The 18,415-nt window shown below is 56.6% G+C and carries 12 protein-coding genes; 4 read left to right on the top strand and 8 right to left on the bottom strand.

The window, feature by feature from the left end; all coding sequences use genetic code 11:
- Positions 1 to 20: 20 nt before the first annotated feature.
- Positions 21 to 584, bottom strand: coding sequence for a GNAT family N-acetyltransferase (locus tag AC6I7A_RS19515; RefSeq protein WP_058957260.1), 564 nt, complete (start codon positions 582 to 584; stop codon positions 21 to 23).
- A 273-nt stretch (positions 585 to 857) separates the two neighbouring features.
- On the opposite strand from AC6I7A_RS19515, the gene AC6I7A_RS19510 reads away from it, so the two are divergent.
- Positions 858 to 1,475 carry a pyridoxamine 5'-phosphate oxidase family protein gene (locus AC6I7A_RS19510; RefSeq protein WP_058957259.1) on the top strand — a complete coding sequence of 206 codons (618 nt, stop codon included), beginning with the start codon at positions 858 to 860 and terminating at the stop codon, positions 1,473 to 1,475.
- A gap of 68 nt (positions 1,476 to 1,543) precedes the next feature.
- On the opposite strand, the gene AC6I7A_RS19505 is transcribed toward AC6I7A_RS19510, so the two are convergent.
- Positions 1,544 to 1,936: a VOC family protein gene (locus AC6I7A_RS19505; RefSeq protein ID WP_058957258.1), complete on the bottom strand. Its 393-nt coding sequence runs from the start codon at positions 1,934 to 1,936 to the stop codon at positions 1,544 to 1,546.
- A 214-nt stretch (positions 1,937 to 2,150) separates the two neighbouring features.
- Between AC6I7A_RS19505 and AC6I7A_RS19500 the strand changes: the two genes are divergently transcribed.
- The 3 genes from AC6I7A_RS19500 to AC6I7A_RS19490 all read left to right on the top strand — a co-directional run bounded on the left by AC6I7A_RS19500 (position 2,151) and on the right by AC6I7A_RS19490 (position 8,902).
- Entirely contained in the window at positions 2,151 to 3,344 is a 1,194-nt protein-coding gene (locus AC6I7A_RS19500; RefSeq protein ID WP_058957257.1) for an MFS transporter, read from the top strand.
- Between the two features lie 110 nt (positions 3,345 to 3,454).
- Positions 3,455 to 7,987, top strand: a complete 4,533-nt coding sequence (locus tag AC6I7A_RS19495; protein WP_058957282.1) for an ATP-dependent helicase — start codon at positions 3,455 to 3,457, stop codon at positions 7,985 to 7,987.
- A 60-nt stretch (positions 7,988 to 8,047) separates the two neighbouring features.
- Positions 8,048 to 8,902 (top strand): oxidoreductase, encoded by an 855-nt coding sequence (locus tag AC6I7A_RS19490; protein ID WP_058957256.1) that lies wholly within the window; start codon positions 8,048 to 8,050, stop codon positions 8,900 to 8,902.
- A gap of 39 nt (positions 8,903 to 8,941) precedes the next feature.
- Here AC6I7A_RS19490 and AC6I7A_RS19485 read toward each other — a convergent pair whose 3' ends face one another.
- The 6 genes from AC6I7A_RS19485 to AC6I7A_RS19460 form a co-directional block, all read right to left on the bottom strand.
- The gene (locus tag AC6I7A_RS19485) at positions 8,942 to 10,441 is read right to left on the bottom strand and encodes an alpha/beta hydrolase (protein ID WP_058957255.1); all 1,500 of its coding nucleotides are present in this window, start codon (positions 10,439 to 10,441) and stop codon (positions 8,942 to 8,944) included.
- Positions 10,442 to 10,917: 476 nt separating this feature from the next.
- Positions 10,918 to 12,366, bottom strand: a complete 1,449-nt coding sequence (locus tag AC6I7A_RS19480) for a sugar porter family MFS transporter (protein WP_009092748.1) — start codon at positions 12,364 to 12,366, stop codon at positions 10,918 to 10,920.
- Positions 12,367 to 13,578: 1,212 nt separating this feature from the next.
- A complete protein-coding gene (locus tag AC6I7A_RS19475) occupies positions 13,579 to 14,550 on the bottom strand; it encodes a ParB family protein (RefSeq protein ID WP_058957254.1) in 972 nt (323 codons plus the stop codon).
- A gap of 7 nt (positions 14,551 to 14,557) precedes the next feature.
- A complete protein-coding gene (locus AC6I7A_RS19470; protein ID WP_009092746.1) occupies positions 14,558 to 15,757 on the bottom strand; it encodes an AAA family ATPase in 1,200 nt (399 codons plus the stop codon).
- A gap of 120 nt (positions 15,758 to 15,877) precedes the next feature.
- The gene (locus AC6I7A_RS19465; protein ID WP_153009191.1) at positions 15,878 to 16,276 is read right to left on the bottom strand and encodes a hypothetical protein; all 399 of its coding nucleotides are present in this window, start codon (positions 16,274 to 16,276) and stop codon (positions 15,878 to 15,880) included.
- A 1,009-nt stretch (positions 16,277 to 17,285) separates the two neighbouring features.
- Positions 17,286 to 18,215, bottom strand: a complete 930-nt coding sequence (locus AC6I7A_RS19460) for a RepB family plasmid replication initiator protein (protein WP_009092744.1) — start codon at positions 18,213 to 18,215, stop codon at positions 17,286 to 17,288.
- Positions 18,216 to 18,415 lie beyond the last annotated feature (200 nt).

The following is an 18,415-nucleotide window of genomic DNA, read 5'->3' as shown; positions in this document are numbered from 1 at the left end:
CATCTGAAATTTTACAGGCGTTAAAGCGTGCTACCGGGAGAGGAAGGCGCGTTGCCTGCCCTGAGCCAGTCGCTGCGGGTCAGGGTAAACATCAGGCTCGGCGAGAAGCCCTCCAGATCGTTGACCTTTTTCAGGAAGGTTAATCCGGCTTTCTCCAGCACCCGCCGCGAAGCGAGATGATTTTCGCGCACCACACCCGTAATGACGCTCAGTTCAGCTTCTTCAAAGCCATAACGTATGGCCCGGCGGGAGAGTTCGGTGGCATAACCTTTTCCCCAGGCGGCTGGCTCAAAACGATAGCCGAGATTATTGGTCTGACGGCCATCGAACTGGCTTCTGAAGACGCCGCCAAAGCCGATAATTTTTTCCGGGTTCGCTTTTTCAAATATCGTCCAGTCGCCAAACCCCTGTTCCCGGTACCCCTGCAGGATGCGCTCCATGGACTGCAGAGCATACGATCTGTCGGGCCACGGGCCGCGCGGATTAAATCTGTGCGTTTCAGGGTCACTGTAGATTCTGAAGAGGTCGTCAATATCTTCCTGGCGGGTAAATCTGTAGAGCAAGCGCTTTGATTCCCAATACATTTTCTGCTCCTTGTAGGGACGGAATACGCCGCGGCTTACTTTTATATCAGCAATGTCTCTGGTAACCAACACCGCGCAGGTCAGCCTCCTCTCAGGAGAGAGCAGCGGAGTGCCTTCAGCGCTTTACAGACGGGCCGGTATCACAAATGACAACATAGCTGTTCTGACGCTGCGGTTATTAGTGTTAAATTTCTGTTTCATCTGACGCGCCCGGACGTTGGCGTGTCGCCATGGCATCATGGACATTCTGACTGATGAGGAGGATGGAGCAACATGACGGAACAGAGCAGCGTCATCACTGAACTTACTGAACTTGAACGTCTTTACGGCACGGTAGCCCGGCCGTCGATCGCTAAGGTGACGGATCATATCCACCCCGCCTATCGTCCGTTTATCGACGCTTCGCCGTTTGTTGCCCTGGCCACATCGGGACCTGACGGGCTGGATGTGTCACCGCGCGGCGATCCGGCCGGCTTTATCGACATCGAGGATGACAGAACACTCCTGCTGCCAGACCGGCGCGGCAACAACCGCATCGACAGTCTGCGCAACATTCTGCATGACAATCGGGTGGCGCTGCTGTTTCTGATCCCCGGTATTGGCGAGACGTTGCGGGTAAACGGCACAGCCGCAATCAGCACCGATCCGGCGCTGCTGGAACGTTTTGCCGTCAACAACCAGCCGCCAAAAACGGTGCTGCGTATCGCCGTCGACACTGTTTTCTTTCAGTGCAGCCGGGCGATTCTCCGTGCCGGACTCTGGGATGTGAAAACGCAGATCCCGCGGCAGAGCCTGCCCAGCACCGGCTCCATTCTCCGGCAGATTGCGGAAATTGATGGTGACGCTTATGACAAAGCGCTGCCAGAACGCCTGAAGAATTCGCTCTATTGATCCTTCGTGCCTGCCGATCGCTTTTCAGGGATCAGCAGGCTCATTGCTGAGAGCAGGAAGAGATAGCGTCAGGCGAAGCGCGCCAGAATGCTCTTTGCCTGGCTGTAGTCGTAAGAGGTGACTTCAATCTTATTTTCGCTGGGGTCGTTGAAATAGATCGACATCGACACCTCATGGTCACTGATGCTGAACGGGATGCTGTTCTTTCTCAGGACGGGAATCAGCGTGCTGAACGCCGGGGCGGCCACGCTGAACGCGACCGTATGGCCGGGAGGCTGGGTGGTTCTGAGGAAGAGAGAGAGTGATGCTCTGTTGTTCCTGATAACCCGCGGCCCACCCTGTTCAGCCCAGAAACCGAGCGAAACATCGCGTGAAAAGCCCAGCACCGCGTTATACCACTGCTCGGCCTGTGCAATATCTTCAACGTACAAATGGATATGATCGATCTCCGCTATTTTCATGTTCAGGCCTCCTTAAACCCGGTTTCTGAGATACTTATTCAGTCTGTTTTAATCACATTTCACCCGCCTCTGGCCGTCTCAGCGTCAGATGATTAACGCGCCGGAGAGGCGCGTCATTCAGACAGCAGGATTCGTTAAAGCAAAAATATTGCATTAAGCCCTGAGCAGGCGTATACCTCTTTTAAAGCTAATATTTTGCATTAAGGGACTTATCATGACCCATGCTCTGACGCCTCAGGCCGCAACCCGCACCACGATCTTCAGCTTTACCAGCGCCGCGCTGATCTCCGCCACCAGCAGTGCGCCCACACCGCTCTATCCCCTTTACCGGACTCTTTTTCACCTGACGCCAACGATGCTGACGCTGATTTTTGGGGCCTATGCTTTCGCACTGCTGGCGGCGCTGCTGACGGTAGGAAAAGTGTCCGACTATACCGGACGACGTCCGCTGATGTTGCTGGCGCTGGCGCTCAACGCCATTGCCCTGGTGATCTTTATGACCGCCGGGTCGGCGACAACCCTGATTGCAGCCCGTCTGGTGCAGGGGTTTGCCACAGGAATTGCGTTACCGACATTCGGTGCCAGCCTGCTGGATGCCAGCAAAACTCGCGGGCCGCTGCTCAACTCGTTTACCGCGTTTCTGGGGATGACGCTCGGCACCCTCGCGGGCGGCATTCTGGTGAGTCTGGCCCCCTATCCTACCGTAACGCTGTATGCACTCCTGTTGTTACTGATGCTGATTGCCATGGCACTGCTGCCGCTTATCCCTGAAACCATTTCGCCTCAGCCGGGCGTACTGGCCGCTCTGCGCCCTCAGGTCAGCATACCGCGCCGTGCGCTCGGCCCGTTGTTAAAAGTGGCACCGGTGAATATCGCCACCTGGATGCTCGGCGGTTTCTACCTCTCGCTGATGCCCACGATGGTGGCAAACGCCACTGGGCTCACCTCGCCCTTCATCGGCGGCTCGGTTGTTGCGACGCTGATGCTGAGCGCAACGGCAGCGGTCTTTCTCTTTCGTCCGCTGCCGCCCGCCCGCGCACTGGTCATCGGGACGCTGATGCTGATGACCGGCGTGAGCGTGACGCTGACCGGCCTTTCGCTGCATAGTGTGGCCTGGCTTTATATCGGCACCGCCCTTGCGGGCCAGGGGTTTGGTTCTATTTTCGCTAACGTGCTGAAAATCATCATGCAGTTAGCGGAAAGTCATGAACGCGCGGGCCTCTTCTCCGCCTTTCTGATCAAAAGTTATCTCGCGTTTGCCCTGCCCGCGATTGCCGCCGGTATTGTCGCGCCGCATCTCGGACTGACCCGGACGGCCTGGTGCTACGGGATGACCATCCTGGTGCTGGCGATGGTGTCGCTGCTGGCAGTAAGAGGCCGTGCGCTGGCGGGCGCAGCCGGTTCCTGATCCCGGGATGACGCGGCCGGTTAGCAGCCGCGTCATCCACAATCGGCGATTTTCACTTACACTCAACGCATTAATGTCTGGTGCAGTTGCTGTGCGATGCCGTGAGAATGATGCCGAAATCCCAATCCCTTCCGGTCCTGGACCGCTTTTCCCCTGCAACCCGGCGCTGGTTTTCTTCCGCCTTTAAAGCCCCGACCCCGGTACAGCAGGCGGCATGGCAGGCCATCGCCAGCGGAGCGCATGCGCTGGTGATTGCCCCTACCGGCTCAGGAAAAACGCTGGCCGCCTTTATGACCGCCATCGATGCGCTGTTTCAGGTCCGGGCAGAACAGCCCGCACCCTCACGTGAAACCACGACCCGCGTGCTCTACATTTCGCCGGTCAAAGCGCTGGCGGCAGATGTGCAGCGCAACCTGACGCTTCCGCTTGCCGGCGTCTGTGCTGAGCGGCAGGCGCTGGATGAGCCCGCGATCACCCTGACTGTCGGAATGCGTTCCGGCGATACGCCGGCTGCAGAGCGCGCCCGGCTGCTGCGCCGCCCACCCGATATTCTGATCACCACCCCGGAATCGCTGTTTCTGATGCTGACCTCAAAAGCGCGCACGACGCTGCAGGGTGTCACCACGGTTATTGTTGATGAAGTGCATGCTGTAGCGGGTTCGAAGCGTGGCTCTCAGCTCGCCCTGAGTCTGGAGCGGCTGGATGCACTGCTGCCGCGGCCCGCTCAGCGCGTGGGACTCTCCGCCACGGTGCGGCCGGTTGAGCGTATCGCTGCATTCCTGGGTGGCTGCCAGCCCGTCCAGGTGGTTAACCCCTCCTCCGATCGCACCCTGCACCTGACTATCGAGGTGCCGGTGCCGGATATGACGGACATCGCCAGTGACAGCGACCTCAGCGGCGAAACGCCGTCAGCCAGCGGATCAATCTGGCCGCATATCGAAGCACGCATTCTGCAGCAGGTGATGGCCCATCGCGCCACGCTGGTGTTTGTCAATTCGCGTGGGCTGGCTGAAAAACTCACTGCCCGGCTCAATACCCGGTTCTTCGAAAGGCAGGCAGCGGCGGAAGAACCGGATAGCGCGAGCAGCGACAGCCGTGCTGACCCTATCGCCCGCTCGCATCACGGTTCCGTTTCCAAAGAGCAGCGCGCCGGGATCGAATCGGCACTCAAGCAGGGCAGCCTGCGCTGCGTGGTCGCCACCTCCAGCCTTGAACTTGGCATCGATATGGGGCCGGTGGATCTGGTGATTCAGGTAGGCGCTCCGCTCTCGGTCGCCAGCGCTCTGCAGCGCGTGGGGCGAGCCGGACATCAGGTTGGCGGCATGTCAACCGGCATCCTGTTTCCCCGGACGCGACACGATCTGCTGGATGCCGCTGTCACCTTACAGTCGATGCGTGCCGGCCAGCTCGATGCGCTTAGCCCGCCCCTTAATCCGCTGGATATTCTGGCGCAGCAGACGCTGGCAGCCGTTGCCATGGACTCCCTTCAGGCCGAGGCATGGTACAGCCTCGTCTGCCGGGCCGACCCGTTTCGCGGGCTGTCGCGCCGCCTGTTTGACGCCACGCTGGATATGCTGGCCGGGAAATATCCCTCGGATGGTTTTGCGCAGCTAAGGCCACAGCTGATCTGGGATCGTGAGAGCGGTCTGCTGAGCGCGCGTCCCGGCGCTCAGCATCTGGCCGTGACCAGTGGCGGCACCATTCCCGATCGCGGCATGTTCAGCGTGATGCTGCCGGAAGGCGAAGAGCAGGCTGGCTCGCGTCGCGTCGGGGAACTGGATGAAGAGATGGTGTATGAGTCGCGCATCAATGACATCATCACCTTGGGCGCCTCCTCCTGGCGGATTCAGCAAATCACGCACGACCAGGTGGTGGTGGTGCCTGCTCCGGGCCGTCAGGCTCGTTTGCCCTTCTGGCGGGGCGAAGGGGTTGGCCGGTCGGCCGATGCCGGAGCCAGCCTCGGGCTGTTTCTGCGCCAGCTGAATAACGTCTCCCCAGCTGAGGCGGAGAAACAGCTGCTGTCACTGGGCCTGAATCCCCATGCAGTGACCAATCTGCTGGCCCTGCTGGCGGATCAACGCACCGCAACCGGCGTCATCCCGGACGACCGTACGCTGCTGATTGAACGCTGCCGTGATGAACTGGGTGACTGGCGGGTCATTCTCCATTCCCCGTGGGGAAAGCGGGTCAATGCTCCCTGGGCACTGGCCATTGCTGCACGTATTGAGCACCGGATGGGCCTGGATGCCTCTGTGGCGGCCAGCGATGATGGCATCGTCGCCCGCTTCCCCGCCAGCGAGGAAGAGCCTCCGGGCGCGGAACTTTTTGTCTTCGATAGTGACAGGCTCACGCAGATCGTTACAGAGAGTGTGGGTCACTCTGCGCTGTTCGCCGCCCGCTTTCGTGAGTGTGCCTCGCGCGCGCTGCTGCTGCCCAGGCGCAATCCGGGCAAGCGTTCCCCGCTCTGGCAGCAGCGGCTGCGCGCCGGTCAGTTACTGGCGGTTGCCAGCGCGCATGACGACTTTCCGATCCTGATCGAGACCGCACGCGAATGTCTGCAGGATGTTTATGACCTGCCTGCCCTGCACCATTTAATGGAGCAGATTGCGCAGGGCGAGGTGCAGTTCAGCGAAGTCACCACCGGACAGCCCTCCCCTTTCGCCGCTCCGCTGCTGTTCGGTTATGTCGCTGAATTTATCTATGCCAGCGATGCCCCTCAGGCGGAACGTCGTGCCTCTCTGCTGTCACTCGACAGCAACCTGCTGGGTGAACTGCTTGGCCAGACCCGCAAGCGTGACCTGCTGGAACCCGCTGTCGTCGCCGGGGTTGAACAGATGTTACAGCGCCGTGATCCCCGCTATCAGGCACAGCACGCCGAAGGCCTCATCGATCTGCTGCGCGATCTCGGTCCGCTCTCCGTAACGGAGATACGGGCACGCTTCAGCGGGGATGCACAGCAGGTCACCGGGGCGTTAACGCAGTTTGCGGCTGCGCGGCGCATTATTCCGGTCATTATCGCGGGTGAAGATCGCTGGGCCGTCATTGAAGATGCTGCCCGACTGCGCGATGCCCTGGCGGTAGCGTTACCTGATGACCTGCCAGCAACGTTTCTGTTACCACCCGCCGCCCCGCTGCATGATCTAATCGGCCAGTATGCACGCACCCATACGCTGTTCACCACCCGGTCACTGGCAGCCCGCTATGGTCTGGGTGTCGCCGTGGTGAATGAGGTACTGCTAACCCTGCTTCAGCAGGGCAGCCTGCTGAATATGGGATCGGCAGCAGGCGAGTCGGAACCGGCGTGGGTTGCCACCGATATCTTCTCGCGACTGCGACTGCGTTCACTGCAATCAGCACGTGAAGCCACGCGCCCTGTTCCGCCCGCTGTCTGGGTCACTCTGTTGCTGGAGCGCCACGGCGTGCTGAATGAACGGCGTCAGGAGCAGCAGGGTGCCGAGGGTGTGTTGCGGGTCATTGAGCAGCTCGCCGGCGTGCCGTTACCCGCCTCGCTCTGGGAGTCACAGATCCTGCGCGCCAGAGTGGCCGACTATCAATCCGCCATGCTTGATGAACTGCTCAGCCGTGGCGAGGTGATCTGGTGTGGTCATAAGGCGCTGGGCCACAACGATGGGCTGATCTCGCTGCACCTGACGGAATGTGCCGCGGAGACGCTGCCGGTCATTGACACCACCCAGCCTGTCACGCCGCTGCAGCAGCAGGTTATTGACGCACTCAGCCGGGGTGGCGCCTGGTTTGTTCATGAGATCATGGCGCAGCAGGGGGAGGCAGAGTTGCCTTCTGACAGCCTCTGTGAGGCGCTGTGGCAACTGGTGTGGCAGGGTTATGTCACCGCAGACAGCTGGATTGCGGTGCGGGGCCTGCTCACGACACCCGGTGCATCCCGTGCGCGTCCGGCTCGTACCCTGCGCACGCGTTTTGGCCAGCGCTTTACACCTGGCGCGCTGACGGCACGCAGACCGGCGGTCAACACTCTGGCCGGACGCTGGTCGCGGCTCCCGCGTCAGCCGGTTGCGCCTGCCCGATTGGCCCTGTCGCTGGCGGAGAACCTGCTTGACCGCTATGGCGTGATCACCCGCGGCAGCGCGGTCGCTGAACAGGTCCCGGGAGGGTTTCCGGCTCTGCAGCCGGTGTTGCGCAGTATGGAAGATGCCGGCCGGCTGTTACGCGGACGTTTTGTCGACGGTGCGGGCGGTGCACAGTTTGCCGATCAGCAGACGATTGAACGACTGCGCAAACTGGCAGAGAACCCGGTCGCTGAGGCTGACGCCGTCGTACTGGCGGCACCCGATCCGGCTAATCCGTTTGGCGCGATGCTGAGCTGGCCGGTTCATGGCAGCGGTACACGCCCCACCCGTCGTCCGGGCGGACGCGTGGTGATTGCCGGTGGCGCACTGCTGCTCTACCTGACCCCCGGCGGTAAAGAGTTACTGACCTTTACCGACGATCCCGCACGGCAACAGGCGGCGGTGGCGGCGCTGGGTGCGGCGCTGCAACGGGAAAACTCCGCCATGTTTACGCTGGAGCGGGCAGATGGCAAACCGGTAACCCAGTCTCCCCTGCTTAACGCTTTACGCCACGCCGGTTTTTCGCGGGTGCCACAGGGTCTCAGCTGGTATAGCTGAACACCTGCCGGATCGCTGAATCACCATTACACTTAATCGACATCCACGCAGGAGGTTTTCATGTCAGATACCACCATGACTTTCAAGTTAGGCGATCGCGAAGTTAACCGTCTTGGCTATGGCGCTATGCAACTGGCCGGGCCTGGCGTGTTTGGCCCGGTTAAAGATGAAGCGCGCGCGATACAGGTTTTACGTGACGCCATTCAGGCTGGCGTCAACCACATCGACACCAGCGATTTTTACGGTCCCCACGAAACCAACAAATTAATCAGGAAGGCGCTCCATCCCTATCCGGAGGATCTCTGTATTGTCACCAAAGTGGGGGCACGTCGTGATGCCAGAGGCGGCTGGCAGGCGGCGATGGAGCCGGAGGCGCTGAACCAGGCCGTAGAAGATAATCTCCGCCACCTGGGCCTGGACGTTCTTGAGGTGGTGAATCTGCGCAGTATGCTGCATCCGGCTAAACCCAAAGAGGGCTCTCTGGCCCCTCAACTGGAGGCACTGCTGGCGTTGCAGGCGCGCGGGCTGATTCGCCACATCGGTCTGAGTAATGTCACGGCTACGCAGATCGCAGAGGCCAGGGCGATGACGCCGATTGTCTGCGTACAGAACATGTATAACCTCGCGCATCGGCAGGATGATGAGCTGGTGGATCAGCTTGCTCAGCAGGGCATCGCCTGGGTGCCTTTCTTCCCACTGGGCGGATTTTCTCCCCTGCAGTCGGAGCAACTTAATGAGGTGGCTGCGTCCCTGAACGCCACCCCTATGCAGGTCGCCCTGGCCTGGCTGCTGCGACGTTCGCCCAATATTCTGCTGATACCGGGCACCTCCTCCCCCGCGCATCTGCAGGAGAACCTCGCCAGCCGCAGCCTGGTGCTGTCAGACGAGGTGATGGCAAAACTGAATACGCTATAAATCCCGGCCTGCACGCGCAGGCCGGTTGTGATGCTGCATTCAGAAGTCACTGAGGCAGGCTGCCAGTGGGGGCCTGTCACTGCAGTCAATGTGATGCGTGATGCGCGCGATCATGTAAGGATAGAACGGGTTAGAGGTTGCACGCATAATCGAGTCCAGCCCCACGATCAGCACGGCACTTTCACCGCGCAGCGACAGCGTGCCAAAACTGATGCCGAATTCATTTTTCCTTTCAGGCGCACTGCCATAAAGCCCATCCTCCGCCGGAAACGGAATAGCGACATGTGACAGAGAGTAGAGGCCGGCAGGATAGTCGATCGCCAGCGGCGCTCTCTTCTCCTGCGTCTCTCCCGCAGGCACGCTTCGGGTCACCATTTTGAGCGAGGTGGGTGATGCGTTGGTGATGAGGGTCGTGGCGTAATCCCGACGCGCCTCTGGCAACAGCTGACTGACCGCGGTGTAGGAGGAGCGGCGGAATAATGGACTGACGCTGACCGCCTGATTGATATCAAACAGCACCAGCTGACTGCCATTTTCCGGCAGGTAGTGATAGAGCGATCGGATGACCGAAGGCGTACTCACGGTCGAGTCCATCACGGACTGAAAGGTCAGCACCGGCGGGAAATCTGACAGTCGCTGGTCACGGGCATTCTGCTGAATCTCCTTCTGCAGCGCCTGCGTCAGCAGCCAGGTCTGGCGGGCTGCGTGTATCGGGAAGGAGTTATATTTAAACGGGTTAAACTCCGGCACGATGTTCAGCCAGGCCGTTTTCGAAAAGGCCGGCAACACAGCGGGCAGACCGGCCATGCCCGCGAAGCGGGCAAAACGGGTTACGCCGATCATCGGCGATAACAGAATCAGCTGCTGCGGCTGACGCAGCGTGGGATCATTTTGGCTGTCGAGGGCATATTTTACGGCCAGCGCCCCGCCGTTCGAGAATCCCACCAGATGCAGAGGCGTCTGCTTGCCTGCCAGCCGCGTCGCCTCTCTTACCGCCAGACGTGTCGCAGCCATCCAGTCCTGCCAGTCAACATCGGTCAGCCCTGCGGGCACCGTACCGTGACCCGGTAACCTTATTGCGACCGCCACATAGCCCTGCTGACGATACACTTCTGCAACGTGCCGCAGGCTATAGGGACTGTCGGTCAGCCCATGCAACAGGACAACGCTTCCACGGGGTTTGCCGGTCGGGTGCAGAATATAGGAGCGGTTCCAGTCCTGAGCAAAATGGCCCGGATAGATCATGCTGTAGGCAGAGTAGCGGTTGAGCGGGGTTTTCTCATCATCGCTGAGCTGGTCAGTGACCTGCTGCTTCATCTCATCGAACAGCCGGTTCTCTGCTCTGAGATAGTCGGCATAGCTCGCCTTATCGAGCGCTTCAACGGTCAGCTCATGCGGGACCCAGGTATGCCACCGCTGTAGCTCAGGTCCGCGTTCTGCTTCATAGATACGAAAAATCAGTAACAGAAGTATCAGCCCCCCAGCCACCAGGATGACATGCCATAGCCTGCGGGAAATGGTTTTCAGCTTCCGGGTCATAGTTCCTTTCCAGAAAAATCAGAATGTACAGCGAACCCTGCGAACGGCACATTGCCGTTACTGTGATGGCCGGGAGTATGAGTAAACGGCCCGTTCAGCACCTGAGACTCTCTGAATAAAAGCGAGCCAGAACAGCAGCGTTTTCTGAGCCCTCCGCACGGTGAACCCCTTAGGTTTGGTATACAGAGCAGATGACAAGGGAGTATAGCGCAGCGCCTCAGGCAATCTTTGTCTGCGGTCATGCTTCATCTGACTGACCGGTTCTGTAATAGCTACCGGGAGAGTAATGCGTTGTTTTCTGGCGATTTCAGCCTGAAATCGCCAGAGCGGTATAAAAACAGACCACACCTCTATGCTGATTACAGTGAACGTTTATTCTGGTGACGCATCAGCCGGAGGAAGAAAAAGGCAGATTGAGGGGAATGCGGAGAGGAAAACCGGATTCGGCGCGTGTGCCGAATCCGGGGGTGGAATTATCAGGCTTCAGCCGCTTTCTGCTTTTCGCCAAACTTCTCTTTCATGTGCGATTCGATTTCTTCCAGACTCTTTCCGCGCGTTTCCGGCACCATCGCCATCACGAAGATAAGCGATCCGACGTTAATCGCGGCAAAGATAAAGAAGGTGGTGCTGCCGGCATATTCCATGATCGGCGGGAAGCCAAACGCGACTACCGCATTGAAAATCCACTGAAGTGACACTGCACCGCCCGTCAGGACGCCGCGCAGCTGCATCGGGAACAGCTCCGACATCATCAGCCAGTAGACCGGCGAGATGCACATCTGCATGCAGAACAGGAACAGCAGAATACAGGCCAGCGCCAGATAGCTCTGCATCAGGCTGGTGCTCATAAAGGTCAGCACGCTCCCCAGCAGAATCTGCGCGGTGACAACCAGGCAAAGTCCGGTGATCAGCATGGTGCGACGCGGGAAGCGACTGATAGCCCAGATGCCGACAAAGGTGGCCAGTACCGATACCACGCCATTACCGATGGTGGCGGCGATCGAGGCACTGGTGCCCAGGCCGGTCGACTTCAGGATAATAGGCGTGTAGTACATAAACCCGTTGACGCCGGTAAACTGCGCGACGAAGCCCAGACCGACGCCGATGATCATCAGCCGGATGACCCATTTCTCGCGGATCAGGGTTTTCGCGTCCGGACCCCGCTCTGCTGCCCTCGCCTGCTTCTTCATCTGCGCCATCTCATGGCGCACCTCACGCGGCGTCTCGCGCAGGTATTTCAGGATCTTTTTCGCCTCTTTCAGTCGGCCTTCCGCCACCAGCCAGTGTGGTGATGCAGGCACAAAGAAGGTGCCGATAAACAGCAGAAGCCCCGGTACCATCGCAATCGCCAGCATATAGCGCCACAGGTGCTCATCATGCAGCAGATAGCTCAGCAGCGTACTGGCAACGTAGGCGACCAGCTGCCCGGTAACAATCATCAGCTCATTACGGCTGACCAGTGGCGCACGCAGGCGCGGCCCGGCAATCTCGGCGATAAACACCGGCACAGTCGACGAGCCACCGCCGACAGCGATACCCAGCAGGAAGCGCATTGCCACCATAACGTTGACCGAAGGCGCCAGCGCAGTTCCCAGTGAACCCAGCACGAAAATCACCGCCAGTGAGCGTAACGTGATACGGCGACCAAAGCGGTCAGAGAAGAAACCACTGAGGAAAGAACCGATCGCGGCCCCGAACACCAGCGAAGAGGCGACCAGTCCTTCGGTGAAGGAGTTGAGCCCCAGCCCACCCTGAGCAGGCGGGGATGTCATATAAGGTAATGCACCTGAGATAATCCCGGTGTCGTAACCAAAAGCCAGCGCACCCATCGTCGCCACCAGCACCACCAGAAAAATACGCTGGCGAACCGTATCGGCAGGCGCGTGGTCGCCCGTATCACCCGAGTCTGAAGTATTAATACTCATCATATCCCTGTCATAAAAGTTAAGAGGTCCGCCTGATTAAATTTCATACGGACCAGAAATGGAACATTCGCACCAATTGTGTAAAGAAGTGTAGACGGTATTCTGGAGTTAGCTCTGGCAAGGCACTTTTTATAGAGCGTGACTTTTAAACAGGTTAATCAGCGTGATAGTTGCGCTGACTGACTAACCCTCTGAAGGTGTGATGACCTCGCTGATGGTGATGCTGTCCGGCGGATACCGCGTCAGCTGGCTGGCTGAAATGTGCATCTTGCGATTTTATCCTGACAACTCGGGATGACACCTGAACGGCCTTTTACTGATTGCAGTGGACAGTGCAGGTGGAATATCGACGCACTATTGTTATGAACAGATCGGATGATTACGCTACCTTCTCGACGCCAGTGGCCAGGGGCGAAAAGTGGCGGTAAGTGCAAAGGGACAGCAGTGGGAAGGAGGGCGTAAAGTCTGTCGGTGTAGTACCCGGAACCGATGACTTCCCGATTCACTGTAAACAGTAGCAGGCTTATTGGCGGAGAGAAAAGTTATCCACTTTTTCTGTGGATAACTGAGGGATATTTTCTGAGTATCTTTTCATACTGGCTGACCTTCACCCGGCTATGAAGCAGACAGGCTTCATTTCTTCTCCTTTCTGTTCATTTGTAAACACCACGCTGGTGACGGGGTAGTGGCGCAAATGGCGATTTCAGGCTGAAATTCTCAGTACATAAAGATTAAATACAACGGGTTAAGGTCAGAATCACCACGCAGACAAGCGCACTTTTACTTAAAGTCCGCCGGGCAGCGCTGAATAATTCTGAGCTAAGGCACGACGACTCAAAATCAGTCTGGCCGGGCTGGTCACTAATGAAGCACCTTAGCGACAGCAGTATGCCGTTACGCTGACCAGGCGGTCCGAACCGGAGCAATGAAAAGGTAAAGCAGAGAAAGGCGAGGTTATGCCCTCAGCGTAAACCGGGCGGCGACGAAGCGTGCGTTAAAAGGGCTGATGAGGTGGCGATTTCATGACGGTTGAAAGCAGATAATTCATGAATAAATACATGCTATTCAACAGGTTAATGATTATCCACACGCTGAAATCATGGCGATTTCAGCCTGAAATTCGCCTTTAAGTCGTCTGTCAGACGGCGTATGCAGGGCTAACCGTAATAAAAAAGCCAGCCCTGAAGGCTGGCTGATGAGAAAAGCATGAACTCAGTGGTTGAGATATTTTTTTAGCGTCTCGGCGATGACTTTATCCAGTTCTTCCTGCAACTCTTTCGACTGCCGGTTAAACTCATAGCTGAACATCCGGCCACGCACCTTTTTGCGGGCAAAGCGATCTTTGTCAGCAAATGACCAGAGCGCCACTGAGTGCGTTTTATCTTTCTCCGGTTCCTTGATCAGCGTCTGGCTCCCCTGACGAATCAGTCGCAGGATGTGATTTTTAATCTCATCCTCCGCCAGACCTTCGCGAGCGCACACCACATCAATTTCCATCGAGATGGCTTCAATCAGCGCCTCTGTGCTTTGTCCTGACTCGTTCAGCTTCTCCGCTGCCTGTAATAACGCTTTATAGTCCGGATAAGTGAGTTCAGCCTGATTAGGGAATAGGGAAATCAGATCGGCAGGGACGCTGGCAGCCTGAAGCGCACGCGTGACTTTTGCCTGAGACAGCCCCTGATTTTCGGCAATCTCTTTTTGTGATAATCCGCCATCCTTCAGCGTCAGCAGACGCATCCCCACTTCACGCAGGTTATGTTCCCGGGCCGTCTGAATATCCTGCGCCAGTCTGCGCGCCTCATCGGCGGTGACAGGCGATTCGGTTATCAGGACATCCAGACCGGTCTTGCAGTAAAGCGCTGCGGCACGGCGACGTGAGCCGTCAAGGATCTCAATGCGGCCGTCACGCATCACACCAATTGCAGGGAAAAACTGCTGCAGTTTGATGGTGCGGATAATGTCACGCAGGGAATCAGGTGTCAGTCCTGCCTGATCGCGTCCGTTGGTTTCCATCGTGACAAAGGTTTTGCTTTCAACATCGCCAGCGGCAATGCGTTCAAAACGAAACTGCGCACGCTTGCCGGTGGCCAGCACGAAAGTCTGGCTGTGCTGGCTGTCAGGTGCATCATTTTCCAGTGGCGTCTGGCTGAAGGTTCTGCCAATCGTAATTCTTTTTGCGCTCATACAAACCTCAGTTCAGGCGAATAAATTCGATACGGTCGAAAACGGCTTTTGCAAAATCCTCTGCGGCGGAGCGCGCATTTTTCAGGGCTTCGCTGCTGCCAACGTAGGTCGACGGGTTCGCGGAAATGACCGTATCAAAGGATTCACCACAACGTTCAAAACCATCCAGGCGGGGAAGGGCTGCATCAAGCATATCGCCACCAAAAATCTCTTTTGCCAGGCTATGGCAGAGTTTGTGGTCTGCTTTATTTGAGAGCTTGGACATAAAGCCGATGTTGCCCTGTAAGCGGCAGGTTGCGCCGGAATCTTCAATAATTGCGATCAGCTCTGGCAGGCGAGTCAGATATTTAAGCGTTGAGTGGAAGTCAACCTGGGCCGGAGGAACCGGCGTCATCAGCAGATCAGAAGCCGCGATGGCGTTCTTGAGAAACGCATCCAGATGCGGCCCGCTGTCGACAAAGATGAAGTCATAATCTTTTTTCAGCTTAGCGATAACGTTGTCATACAGCACGGCATGAACGTTCTGCTGTGGCAGATGCTCAGCGCAGAGCTCATCCCAGCGCGAAGCGATAAAGGCATCGTCAATCGAGGCTGGCAGCACATCAACGCCGGGAATGATTGAAGGAACGATAAATTCGTTAACCAGCTCATCCCGCGAGACATTCTGCAGCATCGCCTGCGCAGCCGTCGCCTCCACCAGCCCTACTGAGCGCTCGTGGTTCAGAAACATCGTGGCTGAGGACTGCGGATCGAGGTCAATAACCAGGATACGCAAGTCTTCAAACAGCAGATGGGGGTGGGCGCGCAGCGCGTGCGCCAGGGAGACGGTAGAAACGGTTTTGGAAACGCCGCCCTTCAGATTGCCGACAAAGAGGGTGTAGGCTTCACCATGGCGGTCGCGATACTTTGGCACGCCACGATGATGATAAATATCGATAATATTCTGGATCGACATGGCGTACTTAACAGATGTCCCTGCGGCGCGTTTGTCAAACTGATAGCCACTCTCTTCCATCTCGTTGACGGCATAATCGACGCTGGCTCGGGTCAGTTTAGGCAACTTGGCTAACGCCGCCTTGGCGTAGACCTGATAATAGGTATTTTCATGCAGTTCCTGCTTCTGCGCCTGAATCTGCTCGGTGAGGCTGAGCAGCATGCGTTCTGAACGCTGTGCAACTTTCATCACCTGCTTGTCGTCGTTAGCCATAGTTGCTCCAGATATGTAGGATTTACGACTTTATACAGAAATCCTGCACATGAGGCAATAAATTATCTTCTCAACATAATCTGCGTTTTTATGTAACAGCACGGGTTATAGTGAGCTTCATCACACTATTGCTGCAGACCGGAACGATACTGTGCGCTCAGAACCGGAACATTCACTGTAATCAGCACAACGTTCACTGTAATGAGTGAACCGCTTAAGGGTAAGCAGTGCATCATTGCAATGACAGACAAGAGGGAAAAACAGCAGGCACAGGAAGATAAGCGGAAAACATTCACTGTAATCAGCAGCAGCATAATCACAATGCCGGTAGCGATCGGCAGGATGGTTCGCCAGACCAGGATTGGGCAACCTGCGGATATCTGCTTTTAGCGGGAAGAAGTCGCTTTCGTGGCTCAGCCAGCACAAAGCAAAACGTTCACTGTAATCAGTAGCGTTCAGTTTGCTGACGATAGCCTGTCTGATGTTCACTGTAATCAGCAAGGTGAGGTTATACGCCATGTCAGGCAGAGAGGGCAGGGCAAAGATTCACTGTAATCAGCAATAGTCTGCTGACCTTCTTAACGGAGGGCAAACATGACGCGGAACAGCAGATAAAGGTGAAACTGTCACTTCACCGGCGGATAGCTAATTGCGTGTGGCTGGTAACGTTCACTGTAATCAGTCGCGCCCACTGTGGACTACTATTCACTGTAGTCGGTAAGTGAACAAAGTCCAGGCTGACATTCACTGTAATCAGCAGAAAGTGTCAATTCTGCGCGATCCGGTTTGGCCGCTGTAAGGATTAATCAGAACCCTGCCTGACGCAGTAACTGACAACGTCACTGCAGGGTATCTCTGATTCCCTGCTAACGTTCACTGTAATCAGCAAACAGGAGCAGGAATTGTTCGTTAACAGCCAGGCATTCACTGTAATCAGTAGAACATTCACTGTAGTCAGTACAACGCTTAAGATCATCTCCTGATCAGCATGCAAGCTTCAGGCAGGCGTCAGAAATATTCACTGTAATCAGTAGCGGTAACGCAGCAATCCGCCACCCTGTATGATGACAGCCTCAGACTGTTACTGTTCACTGTAATCAGTAACGCAACCCCGCTGTTCTGACCCTGGCGGCAGAGGATCATAGCGCGCTGAACCGGTGCATCATCATCACGCTGCTTTAAAGCAGGGAGAGATTGCTGCATTCACTGTAATCAGCAACAGGGGATAAGAGGACGGCCCGGAACGTTCACTGTAATCAGTAAACGTCAGCGCAGAGAAGATGACGAGAAATGTATGTGAGTACACACTTTCTTCTAAAGGCTTGAAACGGTAGAACCTGCAGGAAAAGGATTATCGCTGGTATCGTTCTGAGAGGTAAAAGGCTACTGATTACAGTGAACGTTGCTGAATACAGTGAATGAGTGGTAGTGACTGATTACAGTGAATGGTGAGGAGAGGCTCGCTTCCCACAGGCAGCGGGAAAGTGACACTGCCACGCGGACTGCTGATTACAGTGAACGCGAGCCGTTAGTCATCAAACTCGATGTCATCCAGGGAGTCGATACTCTCCAGATTGCTGATGCCATCCAGCTTTGGCGTACGGCTGTGGATAATGAAAAAGACTGAGCGACCACGCTTTACTTCTGAATAGTCCAGATAGCCAATCTCTTTCAGCTGCTCCATCGCACGTCGTACCACGTGGTTCTGCGTCGTGGTCTTGGAGCCCAGATTCAGGCGCATGCGCAGGCGTGCCAGTGAGATAGGGGCCGGATTGGTGGGCAGACTCTCCAGGAAGGTATAGAGCGCCTGAGCAGACTCCTTGCGCTTCAGACGGGATATCGCGCGCAACTGAAGCAGGACTTTATGATCAAAGTTATAGAGTTCGAACAGCTTTGGGTCAGCCTGAATACGCACGATATCCTTTTCGCGATCGTAATAAGCAGACTGAACAAGGTGGGTGTGATACGCCTTGCCATTGCCTTCAAAGGAGAGGGTATTGGTCGCGATACGGCGTAACGACGCGTCCAGGCGCTTACGCAGTGCGGCTGAAGAGTTTGCCGAGGGAATGCCGCACATCTTCACAAAGTCGATAAAGGGGAGTGTGACGGTATCGCCTTTGGTGGGATAGCGGGAGAACGACTGAATGATGCCCGCCCAGGTTTTGAAATCGTTATCCATATCCAGCCGCGCGCCGGTAATGGTAATCTTTTCGTAACCTTCGGCTTTCACCAGCGTCAGGTTCTTCAGCTCTTTAGTCGCATCCGTTGAGGCCATCGCACCGGATTTACCGCGAGCCGTCGATTTCAGGGTCGGCACGAACAGTCCCAGACGCATTAAGGCGACCGGCTGAACGGTATTATTCTTATTGGGGTGAAGCTGAATAACTTCACCACTGTTTTTGGTCACTGACAGAAAAGGTTCTAGCAACGCTTTGTTTTCATTGTCTTTATCTGCCATGGCGTAGGATCTTCATTCTGTGGATGAAAGGGATCGTTTTCTGACTACAGTGAACATTAGCACTGTTTACAGTGAACATGCTACCTGGTACAGTGAATAAAGTACTGATTACAGTGAACACTTTACTGATTATAGTGAACGCGATCACCCTTTCAGCCCTTGGTGGGTGCGGCCTGCGACGATCGGGGATCTCTTAGGAT

It is taken from the genome of Type-F symbiont of Plautia stali (genome assembly GCF_059731105.1).
The sequence above is the reverse complement of the archived record's forward strand: the minus strand, read 5'-3'. Positions and strand labels throughout refer to the sequence as shown.